We start from the raw sequence: 22,090 nt of genomic DNA on the forward strand, positions 1-22,090 counted from the left end.
CGGGAGGGCGCCCGAAGGCGCCCTCCCGCAGGCCGGATCACCCCCCGATGATCCGGCGATAGTCCTTCATCCCCATCCACAGCAGCACCACCGACAGCGGCGAGGCCACGGCGCAGACGATCGAGATCGCGTAATGCAGCGCCTTGGGGTCATGGAAGCCATAATCGGTCACCAGCGCGATGGCCGTGGGGCCCAGCGCCGCGCCGATCAGGTTGATCGTCAGCATATAGGCAGCCGACATCAGCGCGCGCATGCGGTTGGGGGTCAGCTCCTGAAGCGTGGCAAGGCCACCGCCGAAGTTGAAACCGGCCAGAAAGTTCATGAGGCCAATCAGCACCAGCGCCATGCCCGCCGTGGGCATCAGCGGGAAGGCGATGGTGACGGGCACCAGCGCGGTAAAGCCGATCATCGAGGCCTGCAGATTGCCATGGGCGAGGCCCCGCTTGCGCAGCCAGCTCGCCACCAGACCGCCCGTCAGCGCGCCCGAGGTGCCGCACACAAACACCACCGGGCCATAGAGGCTGCCGACCTGCGCGGTCGTCCAGCCATAGGAGCGCTCAAGGAAGGCAGGGATCCACACCGCCGTGCCATTGCCCACCAGCACCATCAGGGCAAAGCCCAGCATGATGCCGATATAGGCCTTCGCGCGGGCACCGATATGGGCAAAGAACTGCGAAAGCGGCACGCTGTCCTGCGCGGCGGTCTTGTCACCCGCCTCGCCGCGACGCGCCGGTTCGCGCAGGGTCAGCGTCACCAGCGTGAGCAGCAGGCCGGGGATGCCCAGCAGCAGGAACACCAGTTGCCAGCCCTTCATCGCGCCCGCCAGCGGCACCATCACCGTGCCGCCCGGCGGCAGATGCGCGAAGATCACCCCGCCGATCACCAATGCCGAGGCGCTGCCAAGGTAAATGCCGATCTGATAGATGCCCATCGCCAGCGGCAGGCGGCTCTTGGGGAAATAGTCGGCCAGCAGCGAATAGGCTGCCGGGGTCAGACCGCCCTCGCCCGCGCCCACGCCGATGCGCGCGGCAAACAGGCTGGTGAAGCTGCGCGCGAAGCCGCAGAGGCTGGTCGCCACGCTCCAGACAAGGATCGCGCCCGCCACGATGTTGCGGCGGTTCGAACGGTCGGCGATGCGCGCGATGGGCAGGCCCACGGCAACATAGAACAGCGTGAAGGACAGGCCATAGAGCAGGCTGATCGCCGTGTCCGAAATGGCCAGATCCTTCTTGATCGGCTGCACCAGCAGCGCCAGCGCCTGCCGGTCGACAAAGGCCAGCGTGTTGGCCAGCATCAGCACGATGGCCACCCACCAGGCGCGTGCAGGCGACGGCCAGGGCTTTTCAGAGGCGGAAACAGGTTCGGACATCAAGGCTTCCCGTGAAATTTTGTAGCATCACCGTAGAGCGTTCAGGGCAGAACATCCACGATAAGGCGGCGATAGCTGGTGAGCGCGGGGGTGCCATTATCGGACACCTCCAGAATGAGATGCAGCGTGGCAGGCTTGGTCACAGCGGGCATGGTGGCCTGCGTGGTCAGGGCCTCGGCACTGGCGAAAGTGACGGGAGGCTGGGGCGGGATGCCGCCGACCTCGCGATATTGCCACCAATGGGCGTGGATCGCGTTGCCATCGGGATCGCGCGAGGCGCTGGCGTCCAGCGTGATCGTCTCGCCGCTTTTGGCCGTGAGATGCAGCACGCCGCGCCCCGCCTGCCCCTGCACCGCCGCCACAGGCGCATGGTTGGCCTGCTTGGGATCGGGCGTCAGCGTCCAGCCGATGCGCGCGGCAAAGTCGTTCTGGAAGGTCCCGCGCCAGCGATAGACGCCCGCCTGATTGCCCGAATACAGCGTGCCGTCGCGCTCGAAAATGTCCTTGCTGTCGGCGTACAGCCCCATGCCCGGCGACTGCGGCACATAGCGCCCGCCCCATGAACCCCATTCGGGATGCTCGGGATCGGACAGGCCGTTGGGGATTAGATAGAGGAAGGCCGGCGTGTCGCCTTCCATGATAAAGGCGGGCAGCGGATAGAGGCTGCCCAAAGGCCCACGCCTGATGTTGGCCGAGAGCCACGGGTCCTGCACCGTCTCGCGGTCGGGCCAGCGTTCGGCGGTGCGGCGGTCACCCGAGATGCCCGACCATGCCGCCATATTGTACTGGCCCCAGCCATGGATGCTGGCGATCCAGAACAGTTGCGGAAATTCATGCCGCGCCCACGGGCCCGCATCGTCCTGATCGGAGATGGAATAGACGCGCAGTCTGGCGACGAATTGCTTCACCTGCTCCGGGCTGCGCGTGGCGCGCACCGACCACAGCGCCTGCGCCAGATCGACCGCGCCGCCCCAGCACAGCACCCAGACCGGGCGCGCATCGGGCTTGTCGGCGGCGGCGATGATCGCGCGCGAGGCTGCGGTGTCATGCCCCTGCCCCACACCTGCCATGCCATAGAGCGGCGCGCCCGCGATCACCTTGCCGCGCAGGGCCTCGGCGGTGGGGTAGCCTTGGGCGTGATGGGTCAGATTGTCGCGCACCTGAGCGTATCCCGCGATGCGCTCCAGCATCAGGTCGGGGCGCACCTTGTCCCGCTGCCATGTCGAGGTGGTGGCGATCAGCCCCTCGACATCGAATTCATTCGCATAGAGCAGAAAGCGCACAAGGCTTTCGGAATCATCGGGCTCATTGCCGATATCGCTGAGCACGATGATGCGCGGTTTGACCGGCGCAGGATCGGCCTTCACCGCCACCGGAGCCGCCTGCGCGCCATGCGCCACAGGCACGCCCAGCGCCATCAGCGCCGCGACAAGCCAAACACGCGCCGGGCGAGGGAGCCCGGCGCGCGAGGAAGAGATGCGAGGCAGGGAAGCCCCTCGCATCATCAGAAGCGGTAACCGATCGTGCCGCCGACGTAGCGACGCGAGTCCTTGTTGACGTTGGCCCACAGGTCGGTCGCATTGGTGGTGGTGGCCAGAATGGTGCCGTGGTTGAGCTGGCTGTAGTAATTCTGGTTGAACAGGTTGCGGATGAAGAAGCTGACGTTCCAGCGCTTGTCGGGACCTGCCAGACCCAGCGTCAGATCGACCAGCGTATAGGCCTTCTGCTGCAGCAGCGGGTCCTGGTTGAGCGACAGGCTGGTGGCGCTCTGATAGTTGATCGGCATCATGATCGAGCCGGTCAGATTGCCGATCTCATGCTCCCAGCGCGGCGTGAAGCCCACACGATACTTGGGCGTGGCGGGCAACTGGCCGCCGACCACATCGATGATCGCGCCCGAGGTCGTGCTGCCGGTCTGCTTGATGTAGCAGGTGTTGCTGGGGAAGTTGGCCGAATAGGTCGTCAGGCCGGTCTGCTGCTGGATGCCGCAGGTCTGGCCGGGGACGTCGATCTTGGCGTCGAGATAGGTGAAGTTGGCGGCCAGCGAGAAGTGATTGTCGGGGCGGAAATTGGCCTCGACCTCAAAGCCCTGCGAGCGCGACTTGCCCGCATTGGCCAGCACGGTGTTGAAGGAGTTGTTCACAACGTCCGTCACCAGCGCCTGCACCTGAAGGTTGGTGAAATCGCTGCGGAAAACGGCGGTGTTGATGTCGAACTTGCCGCCGGGCGCCTGCCACTTCAGACCCAGCTCATAGGCATTGACATGCTCGGGCGCGAGGCCCGTCTGGGTGGCGAAGTTGGTGCCGATGTCGATGTCCAGCGCGAAGGCCTTATAACCGCGCGTGTAGCTGCCATAGGCCTGCAGATTGCGGTTGAACTCGTAACGCAGACCCGCCTTGCCGGTCAGCGCCGAGCCATTGCGATGCGTCGTGCCGCTGGAGATCACCGAGCCCGGGAAGGTCACATCGGTGCTGGTCAGCGCACCATAGTTCTGGCCCGTCACGCTCTGGGTTTCATACTGCTCGCGCAGGCCCGCGATGACATGCAGCTTGCCGATGGCGCGCCAGTCGATCTGGCCGAAACCGGCGATGTTGTCACCCGCATAGGAGCCCTGCATCCCCGCCGACTGCGACACCGAGGTGCCCGTGCAAGGCGACCCGATCGAAGCCCCCGCCGAGCAGGTGTAGCGCGTGCGCGACTGCTGGCGGTTCAGATTGATGTGGTTGTAGAAAACGCCCGCGACATAGGTGAAGTCGCTGTTGCCGTTCGAACCGATGCGCAGTTCCTGCGACCAGTTGCTGTAGGCGACATGGTTGAGGTTGTTGTTCCACGCCGAATAGGCCGAGGCGCCGACATAGCGGTTGGGGATCGAGGCGATCTGGTCGGGCTCGAAATTGTCGGTGTCGGTGAAGCGCTGGAAGGCAGTGATCGAGGTCACCGTGGCGGCGCCCAGATTGAGGTCGCCCTGCAGCGAGACGATGTTGGTGTTCGTCTTGTAGAAGCTGGCATCGTCATTCGACACAGTGCGGTTGGTCGGCGAGGCATTGATGCCGCCCAGCAGCGTCTGCACCGCAGGCGTGGTGATCGACACCGGCACGCGCGAGCAGCAATCGGCGTTGTTCTTGGCAATATCGGCCAGCAGCTTGAAGGTCAGATTGTTGGTGGCGTCCCACTGCAGCTTGCCGCGCACGCCCCAGCTCTTGTAGCCATTCTCCATCTTGCCCGTATTGGCATTGTAGATGAAGCCGCCGACATCGTTGTAATAACCGCTGACGCGGGCCTTGAGATTGTCGGTGATCGGGCCGGAGACCGAACCCTTGATGCGATACTCGCCCTTTTCGGCGATGGTGGCATCGAAGTGGCCGGTCAGATGGTTGGTCGGCGCCTCGGTGACGATGTTGATGACGCCGGCGGTGGCATTCTTGCCGAACAGCGTGCCCTGCGGACCACGCAGCACTTCGATGCGCTCCATATCCGCCAGATCGGCAAAGCCCTGCACCTGGCGCGGGGCGACCACGCCATCGACCACCACGGCCACGGCGGATTCAACGCCATAGCTGAAGAGCTGCGTGCCGACGCCGCGAATGCGGAAGCTGGAGTTGCCGGGGCCATTGCCCGCCTGGAAGCTGAGCGAGGGCACGGCGCGCGTCAGGCTGGCGGTGTCGTTGATCTGCAGGCGGCTGAGCGTCTGGTTCGACACGGCGGTGACGGCGACCGGCACCGAAACGAGGCGCTCGGAACGCTTGTTGGCGGTGACCACGATGTCGCCGGGGGCGGGCTCGGCGGCGGCGGGCGCCGGGGCAGGCGCTTCAGCCGTTTGCGCGAATGCCGGAGCGGCGGCGACCATCACCAGCACGCTGGTAAGGCAGGCCAGATGGCTGGAGACCCGATTCTTCATGCGACTATACCTCCCTGGGAGGCGTTGGAAGAGGATGACGGCGGCCTTCAGGCCAATCCCATAAGCCTCTCCCAAGGCCTCTAGATCTGTGCTTTTCGGCTTCGCTTTTCGCATCCGATTTGGATTAGCGCTATACCGTTGAGCGGCATTTCGCGCGTTTCACGCCCCCTGTCAAGGCCGGAAAATATGCTGCACCGCCGCATGGGCTTGCGTGATTTTCCGCAGTTTCCAGAGGAAAACGGCAAATCCCTCTGAGATCAGCATGAAATCGCCCCTCTCGACACGGCGCAAAGTTTGGTTTAGCGCTAATCGCGAATGATCAGAGGCTCACAGGCCCTGTATGAGCGATTCGAGGGGATTGAGAATGACCGGCTCCACCACCAGCGACCGCGCCCCCGTGGCCTCTGGCACGCCGCAGACGGACATCGCAGCGCAGGTCGAAACGCTGATCGCGCAGATGTCGCTGGAAGACAAAGTCGCGATGATGTCGGGCAAGGGCTTTTTCGAGGCTTTGCAAGAGGATGACCGCGTGTGGGGCGCCCGCCCCTATCGCGCGGGCAGCGGCAATGAGCGGCTGGGCCTCTCGCCTTTGTGGTTCACCGATGGCCCGCGCGGCGTCACACGCGGCAACTCCACCTGCTTCCCCTGCACCATGGCGCGCGGCGCCACCTTCGACGCCGACCTCGAACTGCGCATCGGCGAGGCGATGGGCGTGGAAGCGCGCGCGCAGGGCTGCAACTTCTCCGGCGCGGTCTGCATCAACCTGCTGCGCCATCCGGCCTGGGGCCGCGCTCAGGAAACCTATGGCGAGGATAGCTATCACCTCGGCGTGATGGGCACGGCGATGGGCACCGGCATCCAGACTCACAATGTCATCGGCACGGTGAAGCATTTCGCGCTCAATTCGATGGAGAACGCCCGCTTCAAGGTCAATGTGAAGGCCGATGAGCGCGCGCTTCACGAAGTCTATCTGCCGCATTTCAAACATTGCCTCGACGCGGGGATCGCCTCGGTGATGAGCGCCTACAACAAGGTCAATGGCGAATTCACCGGGCAGGACCGCGTGCTGCTGACCGATATTCTGCGCGACGAATGGAAGTTCGAAGGCTTCGTCCATTCCGACTGGGTGCGCGGCGTGCACAAGGTCTATGGCGCCTCGGCGGGTCTGGATATCGAAAACCCCGAACCGCTGGTCTTCGGCGAAAAGCTGGTCGCGGCGGTCAACGAGGGCACCGTCGAACCCGAGGTGATCGACCGCGCCTGCCGCCGCATCCTGCGCACCCAATTGCGCTTTGCCGCGCAGCAAGACCCCCTGCCCGCCTATGGCCCCGAGCTGATCGCCAGCGAAGCCCATCGCGCCCTCGCTCTGGAAGCGGCCCAGAAATGCGCCGTGCTGCTGGAAAATGACGGCACGCTGCCTTTGGCCAAAACGGCGAAGATCGCCATGCTGGGCCGCCTCGCCGCGATGGAGAACACCGGCGACAATGGCTCCAGCCGGGTGCGCCCCACCTATGTCGTCACCCCCTTGCAGGGCCTGCAGCGCCTGCTGGGCGAGGAGGCCGTCACCCACGCCGACGAGACCGATCTGGCGAACGCCACCGCTGTTGCCGCTCAGGCCGATGCGGTGGTGGTCATGGTGGGCTACACCGCCAAGGAGGAAGGCGAATACATCATGGGCGACATCGCCCTTGGCGCCGACCAGAAGAAGGTGCCGGGCCGCCCCAGCCTCTCGCCCGTGCCCATCGGCGGCGACCGCGTCTCGCTGGGCCTGCCCGACGACCAAGTGGCGCTGATCCGCGCCGCCGTCGCCTCGGGCAAGCCGGTGGTGGTCTCGATCGTTGCCGGTTCGGCGGTGATGGTCGAGGCATGGCGCAAAGACGTGAACGCCATCCTCATGAGCTTCTACGCCGGGATGGAAGGCGGCACGGCGCTGGCGCAGGTGCTGCTGGGGCTGGTCAATCCTTCCGGCAAGCTGCCCTTCTCGGTGGCGCGCGACACCGACCACTATCCCTTCTTCGACCGCGACGCCGATGAAATCACCTACGACCTGTGGCACGGCTACACCAAGCTGGAGCGCGACGGGAACACCCCGCGATACGCCTTTGGCCACGGCCTGTCCTACACCGGCTTCGACTATCGCGCGATCACCGCAAGGCTGGGCGCGCAGACCATCGAAGTCACCGCCGCCGTCACCAACACCGGCACGCTGGCGGGCGAGGAAGTCGCCCAATGCTACATCGGCGCGCCGGGCGTGGAGGCGCAGCGCGCGGTGAAGCAACTCAAGGGCTTTGCCCGCGTGGCGTTGGCCCCCGGCGAGACCAAAGTGGTGCGCTTCAGCGTGCCGCTCGACCAGATGCGCTGGCGCGACGGCGCCCATTGGCGGCTGGAGAGCGGCGACTACCGCGTCTTCGTCGGCGGCAGTTCGGCGCAGGTGCTCAGCACCCACATCCGCGTCCCGTCTCATCAGGGCTGAGCCACAAACATAGCATCGGCGCGCCGCCCTTCGGGTCGCACCTTTGGCACCGCCGCCGATGCCCGACGAGTCCCCCGGCCGCGAAACGCGTCCGGGGGACTCGTCGTTCTGCATGACTGCAGGCTGCAGGCTCGAGCATGAAAGGAAACTGGCGCGTCCGGCAGGTCCGACGCACCACCTTGCGCGGCTCCTGGCAAAGCGCCACGGCAATCGCGCCCCTTCAGCCTGCCCTCGCGACCGCTCCCAAATCCGCCCTGCCAGAGCAATGCTTCGCCCGGAAACGCGACCATACGACATCGTGACTGCAGCGAGGTCACCCAACCCGCATCCTGCTTTTATATCGGCGAAAAAATCGCCTGATTTCACAAAATTTTCGCAAGAATTTTTACGTGACATTATTTATTTGGCGAAATAGACCAAGGACGAACACAAAAACCAGGGGCATTTGGTGAAAAATGAAAGTCATGTTCGTCGCTCATACCGGGCGGCGTGTTTTTCCGTGCATGTCAGTTTCATTGCACTTGCCTTTCCCACCTATGCCTGGGCCCAGTGCTCCCCTGACCCGACACAGGCCGGCACCGCCGTCACTTGCACGGGCAGCGACAGCAATGGCATCGTCATCACCCCCAGCGTCTCCCCGCTCACCGTGGCAAGCGGTGCCAGCGTCACGAACACCGGCGCCCCGGCGATCGCCGTGTCCATCCCCGCCACCTCGGCCTTCAATCCACGCTCGGCCTCGATAACGGTCAATGGATCGGTGGCGGGCAGCGGCGCGGCCGGGATCAGCGTCCAGTCAGGATCGCTGGGGTCCGCCAGCTATGACTATTATGGCACCACCGCCGCCATCACCCTGGGCGCATCGGGCTCGGTCAGCGGCACCTATGGCATTGCCGTCGCGCAGACCCCCGGCAACACCTATGGCGCCGCCTATGTCAAGCTCGACAATGCAGGCAAGATCAGCGGCACCAGCGGCATTGCGCTCTACAGTTCAGGCACATCAGCCGCCTTCTCCTCGATCATCAACCGGGCGAGCGGAACGATCGGCGCGATCCAGGCCAATGCCGTCATCGACAACGCAGGCACCATCGACGGCGGCTCGCTGAGCGCCATCGCACCGGGCGCCGGTTCCACCATCTATTATGGCGGCATCACCAACAGCGGTATCATCACAGCAGCCGGCAGCAACAGCACCATCGCCAATTACGCGGCCCAGATCAGCAACAGCGGGACGATCAAAAACACCGGCAGCGGCGGCGCCATCGACGGCAGTTCGCTGTCCATCGTCAATCTGGCCGGCGGCACCATCACCGCCAGCAACAGCAGCGTGCTGGGCCTCAATGCCAGCAGCCTCAGCCTGACCAATGCCGGGACCATCAGCAACACCGGCAATGGCGCGGTGATAGACCTGCGCGGCTCATCGCTCAGCGTGACGAACCAGGCGGGCGGGGTCATCGCCACCAGCGCCGGCAACACGGTCATCAGCACCTCGACCGCGCTCAATCTGGTGAATCAGGGGACGATCACCGGCAATGTCATCGCCAGCTGGGGCTCGGCCACCTACACCGCGAACAGCACGGTGGATTCGACCGGCGGCACGATCAATGGCAATCTGACGCTGGGCTATGGCAGCGACACGCTGGTCGCCACACTCAGGAACGGCAGTCTCTACACCGGCATCACGGGTACCATCGATGGCGGCGCGGGCGTCAACACCGTGCTGCTCAAGACCACTGCCGATGCCACTTTGTCCGCCGCCCTGACGCTGCCCACCAATTTCAGCGTGCTCGACCTGGCCCCGGCGGCAGGCACCACACTGACGCTGGCCCAGGGCTACAACCCCGGCTCCACCATCAACTTCGATGGTGCCGGCACGCTGGACAATCAGGCGACGATCAACAGCTCGGGCCAGATCCTGACACAGCTCAACAGCTCTTCGGGCGGCGGCACCTTCCTCAACGAAGGCGCGATCAGCAGCACCTTCGCCGGCAGCGCCGCCGCAGTCTCCATGGTGACCGGCTCCATCAACAACACCGGCAGCATTGCGGCCACCAACAATGCGGTGACGCTGTCCGCCGGCAACAATTTCGCCAACAGCGGCAGCATCACCGCCGGCGGCACGGCCGCCTCCGTCTATGTCGGCAGCAGCTTCAGCAACAGCGGCACGATCCGCTCCACCGGTGGCACCGGCCTGTCGCTGATGTACTCCTGCACCTGCGGCACGGGCACCAACAGCGGCACCATATCGGGCGCGGGCGTGGGCCTGCGCTTTTCAGGCGGCACGCTGGTCAACACCGGCACGATCGCTTCGGCGGGCGGCACCGCAGCCGTGCTCAACAGCTATTCCACGATCGACAACCGCGCGGGTGGCGTCATCTCGGGCGGCACCGACGCCATCACGACCAGCGGCGGATCGACCTTCAACATCAGCGTCTACAATGCCGGCACGATCAACGGCAATGTCAACCTCGCCAGCAATTCCAGCTTTGCCTCATTCTCGGGCAACACCTATGTCGCCTCCGCGGGCGGCGTGCTCAACGGCAATCTGACGCTGGGCAGCGGCGACCGGCTGGTCACCACGCTGTCAGGCAGTGGCACCAGCGGCTATGCCGGGATCAACGGCACCGTCTCGGCCAGCAATTCGATCCTGCGCTATGACGTCACCGCCAATGCCAGCGACACGCTGTCCACCCATGCCGGTTTCAGCACGCTGGGCTATCAGGTGGCCAGCGGCGCCACGCTGACTCTGGGCACCAGCGGCACCTGGGGCTCCACCGTCAATCTGGCGGGCACGGGCAATGTGGTGCTGAACGGATCGGTCTCCACCACCAATCAGGCGGCGCTGACCTCCACCAGCGTCATCCAGTCCGGCCTCACCGTGCCGGCCACGGCGCTCACCATCACCAACAATGGCACGCTGGCGATGACCCGCAGCTCCAGCAGCGCCTTGACCGGCACCGTGCAATTGCCCTCGGGCTATTCCGGCACCACCCCGGTGGGCTCCACCTTCATCAACAATGGCACCGTCAGCATCACCGACACCACCGGCATAGTCAGCACCAATGCCGCGGTGAACGGCTCCACGGTCATCAACAACGGGCTGATCACCGGCAATGGCGCGACGGCGGTGATGGCGACCGTGTTGACCAACACCGGCACCATCACCAGCAATGGCAACACCGTGCTGACCAGCGGCAGCACCCTCACCAACAGCGGCACGATCACCAGCACCACCGGCAGTGCCGTCACCAGCGTGAACTATGTCGGCTCGGGTGACGCGCTGATCAATCAGGCCGGGGGCACCATCAACGGTTCCGGCAACGCCGTGCAACTGATCGGCGGGCTTGTTTCCAACGCCGGGACCATCAATGGCAATGTCAATCTGGGCTATGCGACCTATGGCGTGAACAGTGTGTCGGGCATCTATGTCGCCAATGGCGGCACGCTCAACGGCAACCTGACCTTCGGCAACGGCAGCAACTATCTGGTCGAGACCGGCACACCCCTTGGCGTGACCGGCACGATCACCACCGGAAGCGGCATCAACTGGCTGGGCCATCAGCGCTCGGGCACGGCAACGGTGACGCTGGGGAGCACGCTGCCCACCGGCTTCTCGCAGGAGTTCACCGTTGCGGCGGGCGCCACATCGCAGGTGACGATCAACGGCCCCTCGGGCACCACCAGCAACATCTTCGTCGGCGGTGACGGCACCATCGTCAATCGGCTGGCCACCACGGGCTTCGTTTCCGGCCTGAACGCGGGCACCGTCAACTACACGCCCTATCTCAACACCGATCTGGCCAATTTCATCAACCAGGCCAACATCGGCAGCGCGAACCTGCGGACGACGGGCTTCACGAACACGGCCACCATCGGTTCGGCCAGCCTGAGCAATGCGGCGGTGACCCTGAGCACGACCAAGGGCTTCACCTTCAGCAACAGCGGCACGATCCTCAACAGTGCGGGCGCGGCGGCGCTGTCGCTGACGGGCACCACCACCGCCAGCTCCACCATCGCCAACAGCGGCACCATCACCGGCGGGATGACCGCCGCCATCACCGCTGCCGCCGGAACCAGCGTGAGCATCACCAACAGCGGCACGATCACCGGCTCCACCGTGCCCACCTATGTCTACGACCCAACGGTCTCTCCTTTCTACCAGATCGTCAACCTGACCACCGCCGTCAACGCCTCGGCCAGCGGCGCCCAGAGCCTGAGCCTGGCCAACAGCGGCACCATCACCGGCGACATCGCGCTGACCGGCACCGATGTCACGCTGGTCAACACCGGGACCATCACCGGCAACATCACCACCGGCAGCGGCAATGACAACATCGCCATGAACGGTGTGTTCGCCGGAAGCGTCAATGGCGGCGCGGGCACCAACACGCTCTCGATCAACGGCGGCACGCAGGCCGCGCCGGTGGCCTTCACCTCGATCAGCAACATCGCCACGCTGGCCCAGACCGGCGGTTTCGCCACCGTGTCGGGCACGGGCACTTTCGGCAACGCCACGCTGACCGGCGGGCGGCTGGTGGGGCTGGCCGGATCGGTGCTGACCGCCGCCAGCTTCAATGTCGGCGCCAATGCGACCTTCGGCTCGGCAGGCACCGTGAACGGCAATGTCATCGTCAGCGGTACCCTTAGCCCCGGCGCCTCGCCCGGCACCATGACGGTGAACGGCAATGTGACGCTCAACAGCGGGTCGACCTCGCTCTTCGAGATCACTCCGACGGTCTCCGACAAGCTGATCGTCAACGGCAAGATGACCATCCTGTCGGGTAGCACGCTGCAGATCGCCAGCACCACGCCGATCAAGGTGGGCACCACGCTCGACCTCATCAGCGCCACGGGCGGGGTCAGCGGCACCTATGATACGGTGAGCGGCATCGCGGGCACGGCGCGCGTGCTGGCCAATGGCGATCTGGGCCTGCTGGTGCAATTCGCCAACCCTACCAACTATACGCCGCAGGTTCGCAACGCCATCGCCTATGTCAACAGCGCCATGGCCGCTGGCAGCGCGCCGACCGCCCTGTTCCCCGCGCTGGGCGCTTTGCAGGATGGCAATGCCGCACCGATCGCCTCGGCCTTCGCCCGGTTGACTCCCGAACCCTATGCCGATGCGATGCAGATCGGCACAGAAACCGCTCTGTCGCTGGCAGGCAATGCCCGCCAGATCGGTGAGGGCGAGGTCGGCGGCCCGACGCATCTCTTCAGCTTCGGCCAGGCGCTGGGCAGCATGCGGCAATTCGCCAGCAATGAGGAGCAGGGCGTCAGCCATGCCACGGTCAACGGTTATGGCGCGCTGGGCGGGCTTGGCGTGGCCGGAACGGATTACGCCGTCTCGGCCTATGTCGGCTGGGTGGGTCAGGATCAGTCGATCGGCATGCTGGGCGCCTCGACACGGGCGCGGGGCGTGGTGGGCGGCGTGGCGGCCCGCTTTGGCGGCGTGACACGGATCACGCTTTCGGCCAGTTACGACAATGCCCATGCACTGACCCGCCGCTATGTCCCCGATGCGGGCACCATCTCGACCAGCTATGCGCTGCCCAGCTGGTCCTTCGATGCTTCGCTCAGCCATGCCGTGCCGCTGGGCCAGGGCTGGCTGCTGCGTCCGCAGATCGGCACCACCTGGGTGATGACCAGCCACGACGCCATCACCGAGGCCAGCAGCCACCCCTTTGCGCTGACCATCGATGCCGCCGACCGGACTCAGGGTTTTGTGGATGCGGGGCTGGGTTTTGAAACCGCGCCCGATGCCAAGGGCCCCTGGCGGCGCTTCCTGACGCTGGGCATGCGCTATCGCGTGCAAGGCGACCAGACCACGGCGACGGCGGCCCTGGCGGGTTATACATCCGGCCTGACGGCCTTGGGCGTGGGACGCAACCGGGTGGATGCCACCATGGCGGCAGGCGTGGAATACCGGCTGGCACCGGGCGCCAGCATCTTCCTCAATGCCTCGGGCGAGTTGGGCAAAGCTGGCAAGCGCGAAAGCGTCACGACTGGCGTGCGCTTCCGGCTGTAAGCCGCATCGCGCGGCAGAGCGGGAATGGGAGGGCGCCACCTTCCATTCCCCTCGGCCGCCCCGTGCGAAAACAGGCCATAACGCTGGCCGTGCTTTTCATGATCGGCCAAACACCTCCGGGCGGTGCAAACCGGGTGGCATAAGCTTTTTGACGCCAGGGCAAGTCCTAAGCATCTTGCGACGCGCATTGCGGCAAGATGCTGGACGTGAGGTGGTGCGCCCAGCAGGATTCGAACCTGCGGCCCCAAGCTTAGAAGGCTCGTGCTCTATCCAACTGAGCTATGGGCGCACACCAGACCGGATGAAGCATCCGGCTCGCCCCTCCCATAGCCATGTCTTGCCCCCCGCGCAAAGGTGGTTACTGTGGTTTTTCACCACCATCACCCCAATTGCCCCTTGCCGGAGCCCCGCATGACCGACCAGACCCACCTCCACACCGTCGAGGCGAGCGATCTGACTCACAAACCCATGCGCTATTTCGACTTCGTGATGGCAGCCTTTGTCGCCATCCTGCTGCTCTCCAACGTGCTGGGCGCGGGCAAGGTGGCCAAGGTCGACCTGCCGCTGATCGGCGACTGGCCCTTTGGCGCGGGCATCCTGTTCTTCCCGCTGGGCTATCTCATCGGCGACATCCTGACCGAGGTCTATGGCTACGCCCGCGCGCGCCGCTGCGTGTGGGTGGGCTTTGTCGCGCTGCTGTTCATGGCGTTCATGTCATGGGTGGTCGTCACCCTGCCCCCTGCCCCCGACTGGACCGGGCAATCGGCCTATGACGCCGTGTTCGGGCAAGTGCCGCGCATCGTCTTTGCCAGCGTTTGCGCCTTCTGGTTCGGGGAGTTCGCCAACAGCTTTGTCCTCGCCCGCATGAAGGTCTGGACCAAGGGCGAGAAGCTGTGGACGCGCACCATCGGCTCGACGGTGGTGGGCCAGGCGGTGGACAGTCTGGTGTTCTACCCGCTGGCGTTTTTGGGAGCCTCGGGCTGGACGCCCGCGCTGGTGGTGAAGGTGCTGGTGACGAACTGGGCGCTGAAAGTGAGCTGGGAAGTAATCCTGACGCCGGTGACCTATTTCGTCGTGGGCTTCCTGAAACGCGCCGAGGGCGTGGACGTGTTCGATACACACACCAATTTCACGCCGTTCAGCGCGAAGGTTTAAGAAGGTTTTGAAGGGAATAAGCAGGGGGCGTTACGCCCCCTGCACCCCCATTACGTCTCCCGGCGAAAGGACGGTGACTGGACGAAACCAGGCGCCCAACCTCTCCGCCCCGCAGGGAACAAGGCCTGCGGCGCTGCGCCGTTACGCAAGGCCGAACCCTTGGCGCTATGTAGACATTAATGGGAGCGCGAGGGGGTAACCCCCTCGCATTTCCCTTTTCTTGAAACAACTTAATCCGCGATCAAAGCCGCCACCAGATAGATCAGCACCGGCGCGCCAACCCCCAGAAAAGTGGCCAAAACAAACGCGATCCGCACCAGCGTCACATCGAGATCGAAATACTCCGAAAGCCCCGAACAGACACCCAGCAGCTTGCGGTTGGAACGGCTGAGAGCGAAGGATTTGCGCTGCGGAAGAGCCATGATGATACCCCTTTAACAATGTCTGGAGCCTGGCGAACCATTCCGCCCGGCGATGCAACCACCATCGCAACACCCGTGCCAAACGCCGAAAACCGCGCAAATCCGTCACCGAGCCCCAAACCTCACCGCGCATTTCCCCAAAGTTTGGCAAAAATTCCACCATAGCGCCCGCCCGCCAACCCCGTTACAGCCCGCCCATGCTTGACCGCATCCGCCTCGCCTGGTTCCGCAACCACCGCAACACCGCGCTCAGCGGCGCGCGGGCGTTCAACCTGCTGCTGGGAGAGAACGGCGCGGGCAAGACCAACGTGCTCGAAGCGATCAGCCTTTTCGCGCCGGGCCGGGGCCTGCGCCGCGCCGCTTTGCCCGACATGGCGGGGCAAGGCGGAGACGGCTCCTTCGCGGTCGCCGCCGATCTTGTGCTGCCCGGTGGAGAGCCCTTACGCATCGGCACCGGCACCAGCCCCGACAAGCCGGGCCGCCGCATCCTGCGCGTCAACGGCGCGGACACGCCCGCCGTCGCGCTGGGCGAGCATCTCTCGATCTTCTGGCTGACGCCGGCGATGGACCGCCTCTTCACCGACAGCCCCTCGGCCCGCCGCCGCTTCCTCGACCGCATGGTGCTGGCGGTGGAACCGGCGCATGCCCGCGCCTCCTCGCACCTCGAACGCGCGCTCACCGAGCGCAACCGCCTGCTATCCCTGCCCGCCACGCCCGACCGCCAGTGGCTCGACGCCATCGAGGCGCAACTGGCCGAGGCCGGCGCCGCCGTCGCGCAAGCCCGCGCCCGCCTGATCGAGCGCCTGAACGACATCCTCGCCCGCCTGCCCGACGCGCCCTTCGCCCGCCCCATCCTTGCCCACGCCCCCGGCGGCCCGCTGGAGCGCGACGATCTGGCCGCCGCGCTGGCCGCCTCGCGCCCGCGTGACCGCGCCGCCGGGCGCACGCTGACCGGCCCCCACCGCGACGACATGCTGGTGACCATGGCCGCCAAGAACCAGCCCGCCGCCGATTGCTCGACCGGCGAGCAGAAGGCCATGCTGATCGCGATCACGCTGGCGCATTGCGAATTGTCGGGTGCGGCGGTGTCCGGCCTGCCAAGGTTGCTGCTGCTGGATGAGGTGGCGGCGCATCTCGATCCCGTCAGGCGCGGGGCCCTGTTCGAGCGGCTGGCGGCGAATGGCGCTCAGGTCTGGATGACCGGAACCGAGCCGGAGCCGTTTGAGGGGTTGTCGGAACCTGCGGTCTGGCAGATTGCCGAAGGGGGTCTTCAAGGGGAGGAAGAAGGGAAATCTTGAGGGCCTTAGGCCCTCAAACTCCCGTTACGTCTCCCGGTGCAAGGGCAGTGGTGCCCGATCCTTGCGCGCGACCTCTCCACCTGCGCACCAGAAAGCGCCGCAGGCACTAGCCCCGGCGCTTTATGTATGTTTGAAGCCTGCGGCGCGGCAAACCCAGCGCCAAGACCGAACCCTTGGCGCAACACCGACAAAAAATCGGAGCGCGAGGGGGTCCCCCCCTCGCACCTTCCCTTTATCCCTTGAAAATCAAACCGGCTGCATCACCAGCGCCAGCCCGTCATCGACAAAGCTGGCACGCCCCAGCCCCATGGCCAGCGCGCAACCACCCGGCGCGATCACCTCGCCTCCGACATGCACATCGCCCTTCAGCGGCGCGACCAGCACCGGCTTGTCGCCATAGCGCGCTGCCAGATCCGCGCTGGGCACGCCCTCAACCCGGTCCAGCCGGAAATAGGGCCCGTCGACCAGTTCCACCGTGCCATGCTCGCCAAGGTGTTTGTGCCAGCGCGACAGGTCGTAAACCTCGCCCAGCGACACGGCGATGCCATCGTCGAGATGCAGCTCGCGCGGGCGGCCATAGTCATAGAGGCGATAGGTGATGTCGCTGTTCTGCTGCACTTCCACCACGGTCACGCCCGCACCGATGGCATGGACGGTGTTGGCGGGGATGTAGAAGAAATCGCCGGCCTTCACCTCGTGCCAGACCAGCATGTCCTCGATGCTGCCGTCCAGCGCGGCGGCGCGCATCGCTTCGTGGCTGATCGGCTCACGGAAACCGATGCCCAGCTTGCCGTGCGGCTCGGCGGCCAGCACGAACCAGCATTCTTCCTTGCCCTGCTTGCCCAAACCTTTGGCCAGCGTCTGCTCGTCGCTGGGGTGGACCTGCACCGAGAGCTTGTCGCTGGTGAAGATGTATTTCACCAGCAGTTCGGGCAGGGCGGCAGGCGGCTCGAACCACAGTTCGCCGATCTGGCGGCCATCGGGCGCGGTGAAGGGCGGCGGCAGATCGGTCCGCCCCCAGGGCTTGTCGACCAGCTTGACGGGCAGTTCGCCCTGAAGTGCCACGATGCTCACCGGTCGTTCTCCATTAAATTCTGTCGGTTCACTGATTGGCCGCGCCATGCAGCTTGCCGACCTTCTGCACGCCCGCCACCGAGGTGATCATCACATCGGGGCCGTCGACCACGACGATGGCATCCTCCAGCCCGATCACCGAGACATGCGCGCCGTCGCTCTCAACCAGAACGTTGCGGCACCCCACCAGTTCCGCCTTGCCGATGACGCTGTTGCCTGCGGCGTCGCGATCACGCGCTTCCCACAGGGCGTGCCAGTTGCCGATGTCGCTCCACGCCATGGCGGCGGGCACGACGGCGGAGCGCTGGGTCTTTTCCATCACCGCATAGTCGATCGATTCGCTGGGCACGGCGGCAAAGAGGTCGGCATGGGGGTGAAAGCGGTGGCCATCCTCATGGCCCTGCGCCACGGCTTCGCGCACGGCGGCGGCGATGTCGGGGCGATGGGCTTCCAGCTCGCGCAGATAGTCGCCCGCGCGGAAGGCGAAGATGCCGCCGTTCCAACTGTAGGTGCCTTCGCTCAGGAACTGCATGGCGCGTTCCAGATCGGGCTTTTCGACGAAACGGTCGACCTTGTAGCCGCCCGAGCCGACGATTTCCTCACCCTGCTTCACATAGCCAAAGCCGGTTTCCGGCGCGGTGGCGGCGATGCCAAAGGCCACCAGCCAGCCCTGCTGCGCCAGCGCCTCGGCCCGGCGCGCGGCTTCGACGAAGGCTTCGGGATTGCCGATATGGTGATCGCTGGGGCACACCAGCATCACGGCGTCCTCAGGCAGGCGCAGCGCGGCCAGCGCGATGGCGGCAGCGGTGTTGCGCGCGGAAGGCTCCACCACCACGCCGGCGTCCGGCGCGAGGGCAAGCTGGCTCTCGACATGGCCCAGATGCGCCTTGCCGGTCACGATGATCGGAGCCGCGAAGATGCCGCGATCGGCGGCGCGGTGCAGCGCTGCCTCGAACAGCGTGCGGTCGCCCACCAGCGGCAGGAAAGGCTTGGGCTTGGCAGCCCGGCTGCGCGGCCACAGGCGTGTCCCGCTTCCTCCGCACAGAACCACTGGGGTAATCATCGTCAAAATGCTCCTCGGTGAGGTTCACGATCAGGCGCGGCCTGCATCGGACCATCCATTCTGGTCCACGCAACCACACTTAACACGGCTCATTCGCTCTTGCAGCAAAGTTTCGCGTCCTCCGCAAGGTCCAGAGGGATGAAATTCGGGGAGTTTTTGTTCCAAATAGGCGCCTTCAAACGAAAGATTTGCTGCGACGCACCCGCCCGGATTCGCGGTTTTTCGCCGCCAACGCCTCCGTGATACCCCTTATGCCTCGCTTCGTCACACCTCCGGAACGGATCAGACCATCCGCCATTGACGGCGCCGATGTGCCCCTGCACACAAAGTGCCCCCCGCTTTTTCAATGGCGCTGCACTCATCTTGCTGCAGCGCGACACGAGACGCATAAAAAAATCTGTCCCGCAAACAGACGGGCACCATCGAGGCTACACAATTGTCGGCATGTCGAATGTGTGCGATGCAGCGATTGTCTTCACCCGTTCGTGGCGGATCAACAGCAGCATGAGCTTTTACGGCGCATTCTTTCGCACGCTGCTCTGGCGCCCGCGTCAGGCGACTCAGGCGCTGTTCTGGTACGTCAGGGGGCAGGCGCCGCGCGCCCATCGCCACCTGCGGGCGGGCGCGGCCCCCTCGCTTTACACCGGATTGGCACAAGCGGCTGGTGAAAACCAGGCCTCATCCCATGTCGGCGCGGCGCCCTCCGCCCATGCCTATCAGGTCTGGATCGACACGGTGGAGCGGCGCGACAAGACCCTCGCCCAGGCCGCCCAGACCATCGCGGGCTGGCAGAGCCATCCACGCATCACCGTGCTGCTCTATCAGGAGCCGGGGGTGTCGGCAGGTGCCTTCGAACGCTGCATCACCGCGCTCAGCCAGCAGGTCTATCGCCAGTGGGAGCTGGTGCTGATCCAGTCGCACGCCGCCCAGCCGCCGCTGGCGATCGATGTGCCCCGGCTGGTGCTGGCCCCCAGCCGCGCCACCAATGTGGCGCAGGCGCTCTCCATCGGCATGCAGGCGGCCAGCGGCGGCCATATCGTGCCGCTGGCCGCCGGCACGCGGCTGGCCCCCACCGCGCTCTACCACTTTGCCGAGGCCTTGCAGGACGATCCGGAGGCGGACGTGCTCTATGGCGACCATGATCACACCGGCCTGCTGGGCATAAGGCGCGGCCCTTGGTTCAAACCGGCGTGGAACCCGGCGATGTTCCTCTCGCAGGACTATATCAGCCAGATCTGCCTGATCCGCGCCCATCACCTGACCGAGGCCCTGCCGCTGCCCCCCGCTCTGGCCGAGGCCGCGACCTACACCGTGCTGCTGCGCGCCATGATGCAGGCGGGCGCCAGCGTGGTGCATGTGCCGCATATCCTCGCCCAGATCAGCCGCGAGGACGAGCGCGAGACCATCCGCCCCGAAAGCGCCCTAGACCCCGCTGAAACCCCCGCCGAAACGCCCGACGAACCGGCGCCCGCTCCGGCTGAGGACGCCATCATCCCGCTGCCCGTCGAGCCGACCACGACCTTCCCGACACCCGCCTTCCCGGTGCCGCCCGAAACCCCCGCCGTCGAGGCCCCGCAGCCCGAAGCCCCCCAGCCCAGCCCGCTGCCGATGGGCGGCCTGCCCGTCACCAGCGCCCGCCACGCCGCGCGCCTCGCCGCGCTGGCCCGCCATCTGGAGGGTGAAGGCGCCGCCATCGCGCCGGGCCCATGGGGCACGCATCGCATCGCCTGGCCGCTGCCCGACCAGCCCGAGCCCGTCAGCATCCTCATCCCCGCCGGGCAGCAGGCCGAGCCGCTGCGCCGCTGCGTGCTCAGCCTGCTGGGCTCCACCCGCTATGCGCAGCGCCATGTGGTGATCGCCAGCCACGGCATGCCCGGCCCCGATATGGAGCGCTATCTCACCCGCATCGCCCAGAATCCGCGCGTCACCGTGCTGCGTCTGGCCGATGCGCCCTCCACCGCCGCGCTGCTCAACCGCGCGGCGCGGGCGGCGCAAGGGCGCTTCCTCTGCCTGATGAGCCCCGATGTCGAGGCGCTCGACGACCTCTGGCTGACCTCCATGGTGCGCCACGCCCGGCGCGAGGGCGTGGGTGCCGTGGGCGCCAAGCTGCTCCATTATGACGGCACCATCCGCCACGCCGGGCTGGTGCTGGGGCTTGGCGAGGGCGCGGGCCACGCGCATCACCTGCAGCCCGACGGCCAGCCGGGCTATTTCGCGCAGGCCCATGTCACCCGTCAGGCCACCGCCGTCAGCGGCGCCTGCCTGCTGGTCGACCGGCAGGCCTTCGAAAGCGTCGGCGGGCTGGATGAGGAGGCCTTCGCCAACGCCTGGCACGATGTCGACCTGTGCCTGCGGCTGCAAGGCGCCGGGCTGCGCAACATCTATGTGCCCGAAGCCGTGCTGCTGCACCACGACAAGCCCTTCACCCGCCGCCGTGTCAGCCATGAGGGCGAACTGGCCATGCTGCGCAGTCGGTGGGGGACCGATACGTTCCGCGATCCCCTGCATCACCGTTATCTGGATCGGCAGAGCGAGCGGTATACGTTGCGGCTGTGAAGGGTTGAAGAAGAAGAGACAATGCGAGGGGGGAGTCTTTGTTGGTCGCATGTCTCAAGAGACATGCTCCGGGCCCTCGCGCTCCCATTAATGTCTACGTAGCGCCAAGGGTTCGGCCAAAGAGCAACGACGCGGCGCCGCAGGCAGCAGTTCCCTGCGGGGGCGGAGAGGTAAGGCGCAAGGATCGGGTGCAACTGCCCTTTCGTCGGAAGACGTAACGGGAGTTTGAGGGCCTGAGGCCCTCAAGATTTCCCTTTTCCCCTTCCATCACTCCTCCTCGCAGGGCCGGACCCCCAGCCGCCACAGCAGATCCATCATCGCCTCGGCCTCGGCAACCGCCGCGCCGGGGATATCCATCGCCCCCAGCGCCGAGCGTGCGGCCTGAGCCAGCAATTGCGCCTTCCAGCTCACCTCATGGAGATCGGCATGCGTCATCCTTACGCCCCCCTCCTTGCGCTTTGCCGGTTCCATGCCGTCTGAAGGATTGGATGCCATAAGCGGGCTTCCTTTCACTGCGGATCGTATCACTGCGGATTTTGGCCATAATGCATAGAGCTACCCAGCCCGCCGCCAATAAAGCGGGATGCGGCACGGTCACCTCTCCAGTAACATTATGTCTTTTATGTGTGTGTTACGAATTGTGTATCCGGATCGGATCGCACTCGATCCGGATACACAACATGCGGACATCAACATGGGAGCGTTACAGTCCAGAGCCGTAACTTATCGTATTGCCCTGATAATGCTAGTAGCCGCGATG

Annotated in this window: 12 protein-coding genes and 1 tRNA gene; 5 read left to right on the forward strand and 8 right to left on the reverse strand. The window is 65.5% G+C overall.

The annotated features are described in order from the left end of the window. Positions 1-37: 37 nt before the first annotated feature. The 3 genes from ABDW49_RS16180 to ABDW49_RS16190 all read right to left on the reverse strand — a co-directional run bounded on the left by ABDW49_RS16180 (position 38) and on the right by ABDW49_RS16190 (position 5,267). Positions 38-1,369 carry an MFS transporter gene (locus ABDW49_RS16180; RefSeq protein ID WP_343613077.1) on the reverse strand — a complete coding sequence of 444 codons (1,332 nt, stop codon included), beginning with the start codon at positions 1,367-1,369 and terminating at the stop codon, positions 38-40. A 41-nt stretch (positions 1,370-1,410) separates the two neighbouring features. Continuing rightward, positions 1,411-2,775: a nucleoside hydrolase-like domain-containing protein gene (locus tag ABDW49_RS16185; RefSeq protein ID WP_343613078.1), complete on the reverse strand. Its 1,365-nt coding sequence runs from the start codon at positions 2,773-2,775 to the stop codon at positions 1,411-1,413. 98 nt (positions 2,776-2,873) lie between these two features. Next, positions 2,874-5,267 (reverse strand): TonB-dependent receptor, encoded by a 2,394-nt coding sequence (locus ABDW49_RS16190; RefSeq protein WP_343613079.1) that lies wholly within the window; start codon positions 5,265-5,267, stop codon positions 2,874-2,876. A 364-nt stretch (positions 5,268-5,631) separates the two neighbouring features. Between ABDW49_RS16190 and ABDW49_RS16195 the strand changes: the two genes are divergently transcribed. Beyond that, positions 5,632-7,740, forward strand: a complete 2,109-nt coding sequence (locus ABDW49_RS16195; RefSeq protein ID WP_343613080.1) for a glycoside hydrolase family 3 C-terminal domain-containing protein — start codon at positions 5,632-5,634, stop codon at positions 7,738-7,740. 499 nt (positions 7,741-8,239) lie between these two features. Next, on the forward strand, positions 8,240-13,762 hold the full coding sequence (locus ABDW49_RS16200) for a hypothetical protein (RefSeq protein ID WP_343613081.1): 5,523 nt from the start codon (positions 8,240-8,242) through the stop codon (positions 13,760-13,762). Positions 13,763-13,974: 212 nt separating this feature from the next. On the opposite strand, the gene ABDW49_RS16205 is transcribed toward ABDW49_RS16200, so the two are convergent. Further along, positions 13,975-14,051 (reverse strand) — tRNA-Arg (locus ABDW49_RS16205). Between the two features lie 122 nt (positions 14,052-14,173). On the opposite strand from ABDW49_RS16205, the gene ABDW49_RS16210 reads away from it, so the two are divergent. Beyond that, the gene (locus ABDW49_RS16210; protein ID WP_343613082.1) at positions 14,174-14,917 is read left to right on the forward strand and encodes a queuosine precursor transporter; all 744 of its coding nucleotides are present in this window, start codon (positions 14,174-14,176) and stop codon (positions 14,915-14,917) included. A gap of 230 nt (positions 14,918-15,147) precedes the next feature. On the opposite strand, the gene ABDW49_RS16215 is transcribed toward ABDW49_RS16210, so the two are convergent. Beyond that, positions 15,148-15,339, reverse strand: a complete 192-nt coding sequence (locus ABDW49_RS16215) for a PspC domain-containing protein (RefSeq protein WP_343613083.1) — start codon at positions 15,337-15,339, stop codon at positions 15,148-15,150. A gap of 197 nt (positions 15,340-15,536) precedes the next feature. Here ABDW49_RS16215 and recF point away from each other — a divergent pair, with 197 nt between their 5' ends. Next, complete coding sequence (gene recF / locus ABDW49_RS16220) at positions 15,537-16,637, forward strand: DNA replication/repair protein RecF (RefSeq protein WP_343613085.1); 1,101 nt, start codon at positions 15,537-15,539, stop codon at positions 16,635-16,637. 246 nt (positions 16,638-16,883) lie between these two features. Here recF and ABDW49_RS16225 read toward each other — a convergent pair whose 3' ends face one another. Both ABDW49_RS16225 and ABDW49_RS16230 read right to left on the reverse strand, forming a co-directional pair. Then, positions 16,884-17,711: a class I mannose-6-phosphate isomerase gene (locus ABDW49_RS16225; protein ID WP_343613087.1), complete on the reverse strand. Its 828-nt coding sequence runs from the start codon at positions 17,709-17,711 to the stop codon at positions 16,884-16,886. Positions 17,712-17,739: 28 nt separating this feature from the next. Beyond that, positions 17,740-18,780 carry a sugar phosphate nucleotidyltransferase gene (locus ABDW49_RS16230; RefSeq protein WP_343613089.1) on the reverse strand — a complete coding sequence of 347 codons (1,041 nt, stop codon included), beginning with the start codon at positions 18,778-18,780 and terminating at the stop codon, positions 17,740-17,742. A 438-nt stretch (positions 18,781-19,218) separates the two neighbouring features. On the opposite strand from ABDW49_RS16230, the gene ABDW49_RS16235 reads away from it, so the two are divergent. Beyond that, a complete protein-coding gene (locus ABDW49_RS16235) occupies positions 19,219-21,330 on the forward strand; it encodes a glycosyltransferase (protein WP_343613091.1) in 2,112 nt (703 codons plus the stop codon). Between the two features lie 267 nt (positions 21,331-21,597). Here the strand turns inward: ABDW49_RS16235 and ABDW49_RS16240 are convergent, their stop codons facing one another. Continuing rightward, entirely contained in the window at positions 21,598-21,765 is a 168-nt protein-coding gene (locus ABDW49_RS16240; protein WP_343613093.1) for a hypothetical protein, read from the reverse strand. Between the last annotated feature and the right edge of the window lie 325 nt (positions 21,766-22,090).

This window comes from Novosphingobium sp. (assembly GCF_039595395.1).
Lineage (GTDB): Bacteria > Pseudomonadota > Alphaproteobacteria > Sphingomonadales > Sphingomonadaceae > Novosphingobium.

Coding starts and splice junctions, on each gene's coding strand:
- ABDW49_RS16180 (WP_343613077.1), bottom strand. CDS start 1,369: ATGTCCGAACCTGTTTCCGCCTCTGAAAAGCCCTGGCCGTCGCCTGCA.
- ABDW49_RS16190 (WP_343613079.1), bottom strand. CDS start 5,267: ATGAAGAATCGGGTCTCCAGCCATCTGGCCTGCCTTACCAGCGTGCTG.
- ABDW49_RS16195 (WP_343613080.1), top strand. CDS start 5,632: ATGACCGGCTCCACCACCAGCGACCGCGCCCCCGTGGCCTCTGGCACG.
- ABDW49_RS16210 (WP_343613082.1), top strand. CDS start 14,174: ATGACCGACCAGACCCACCTCCACACCGTCGAGGCGAGCGATCTGACT.
- ABDW49_RS16215 (WP_343613083.1), bottom strand. CDS start 15,339: ATGGCTCTTCCGCAGCGCAAATCCTTCGCTCTCAGCCGTTCCAACCGC.
- recF (WP_343613085.1), top strand. CDS start 15,537: ATGCTTGACCGCATCCGCCTCGCCTGGTTCCGCAACCACCGCAACACC.
- ABDW49_RS16235 (WP_343613091.1), top strand. CDS start 19,219: ATGTCGAATGTGTGCGATGCAGCGATTGTCTTCACCCGTTCGTGGCGG.
- ABDW49_RS16240 (WP_343613093.1), bottom strand. CDS start 21,765: ATGACGCATGCCGATCTCCATGAGGTGAGCTGGAAGGCGCAATTGCTG.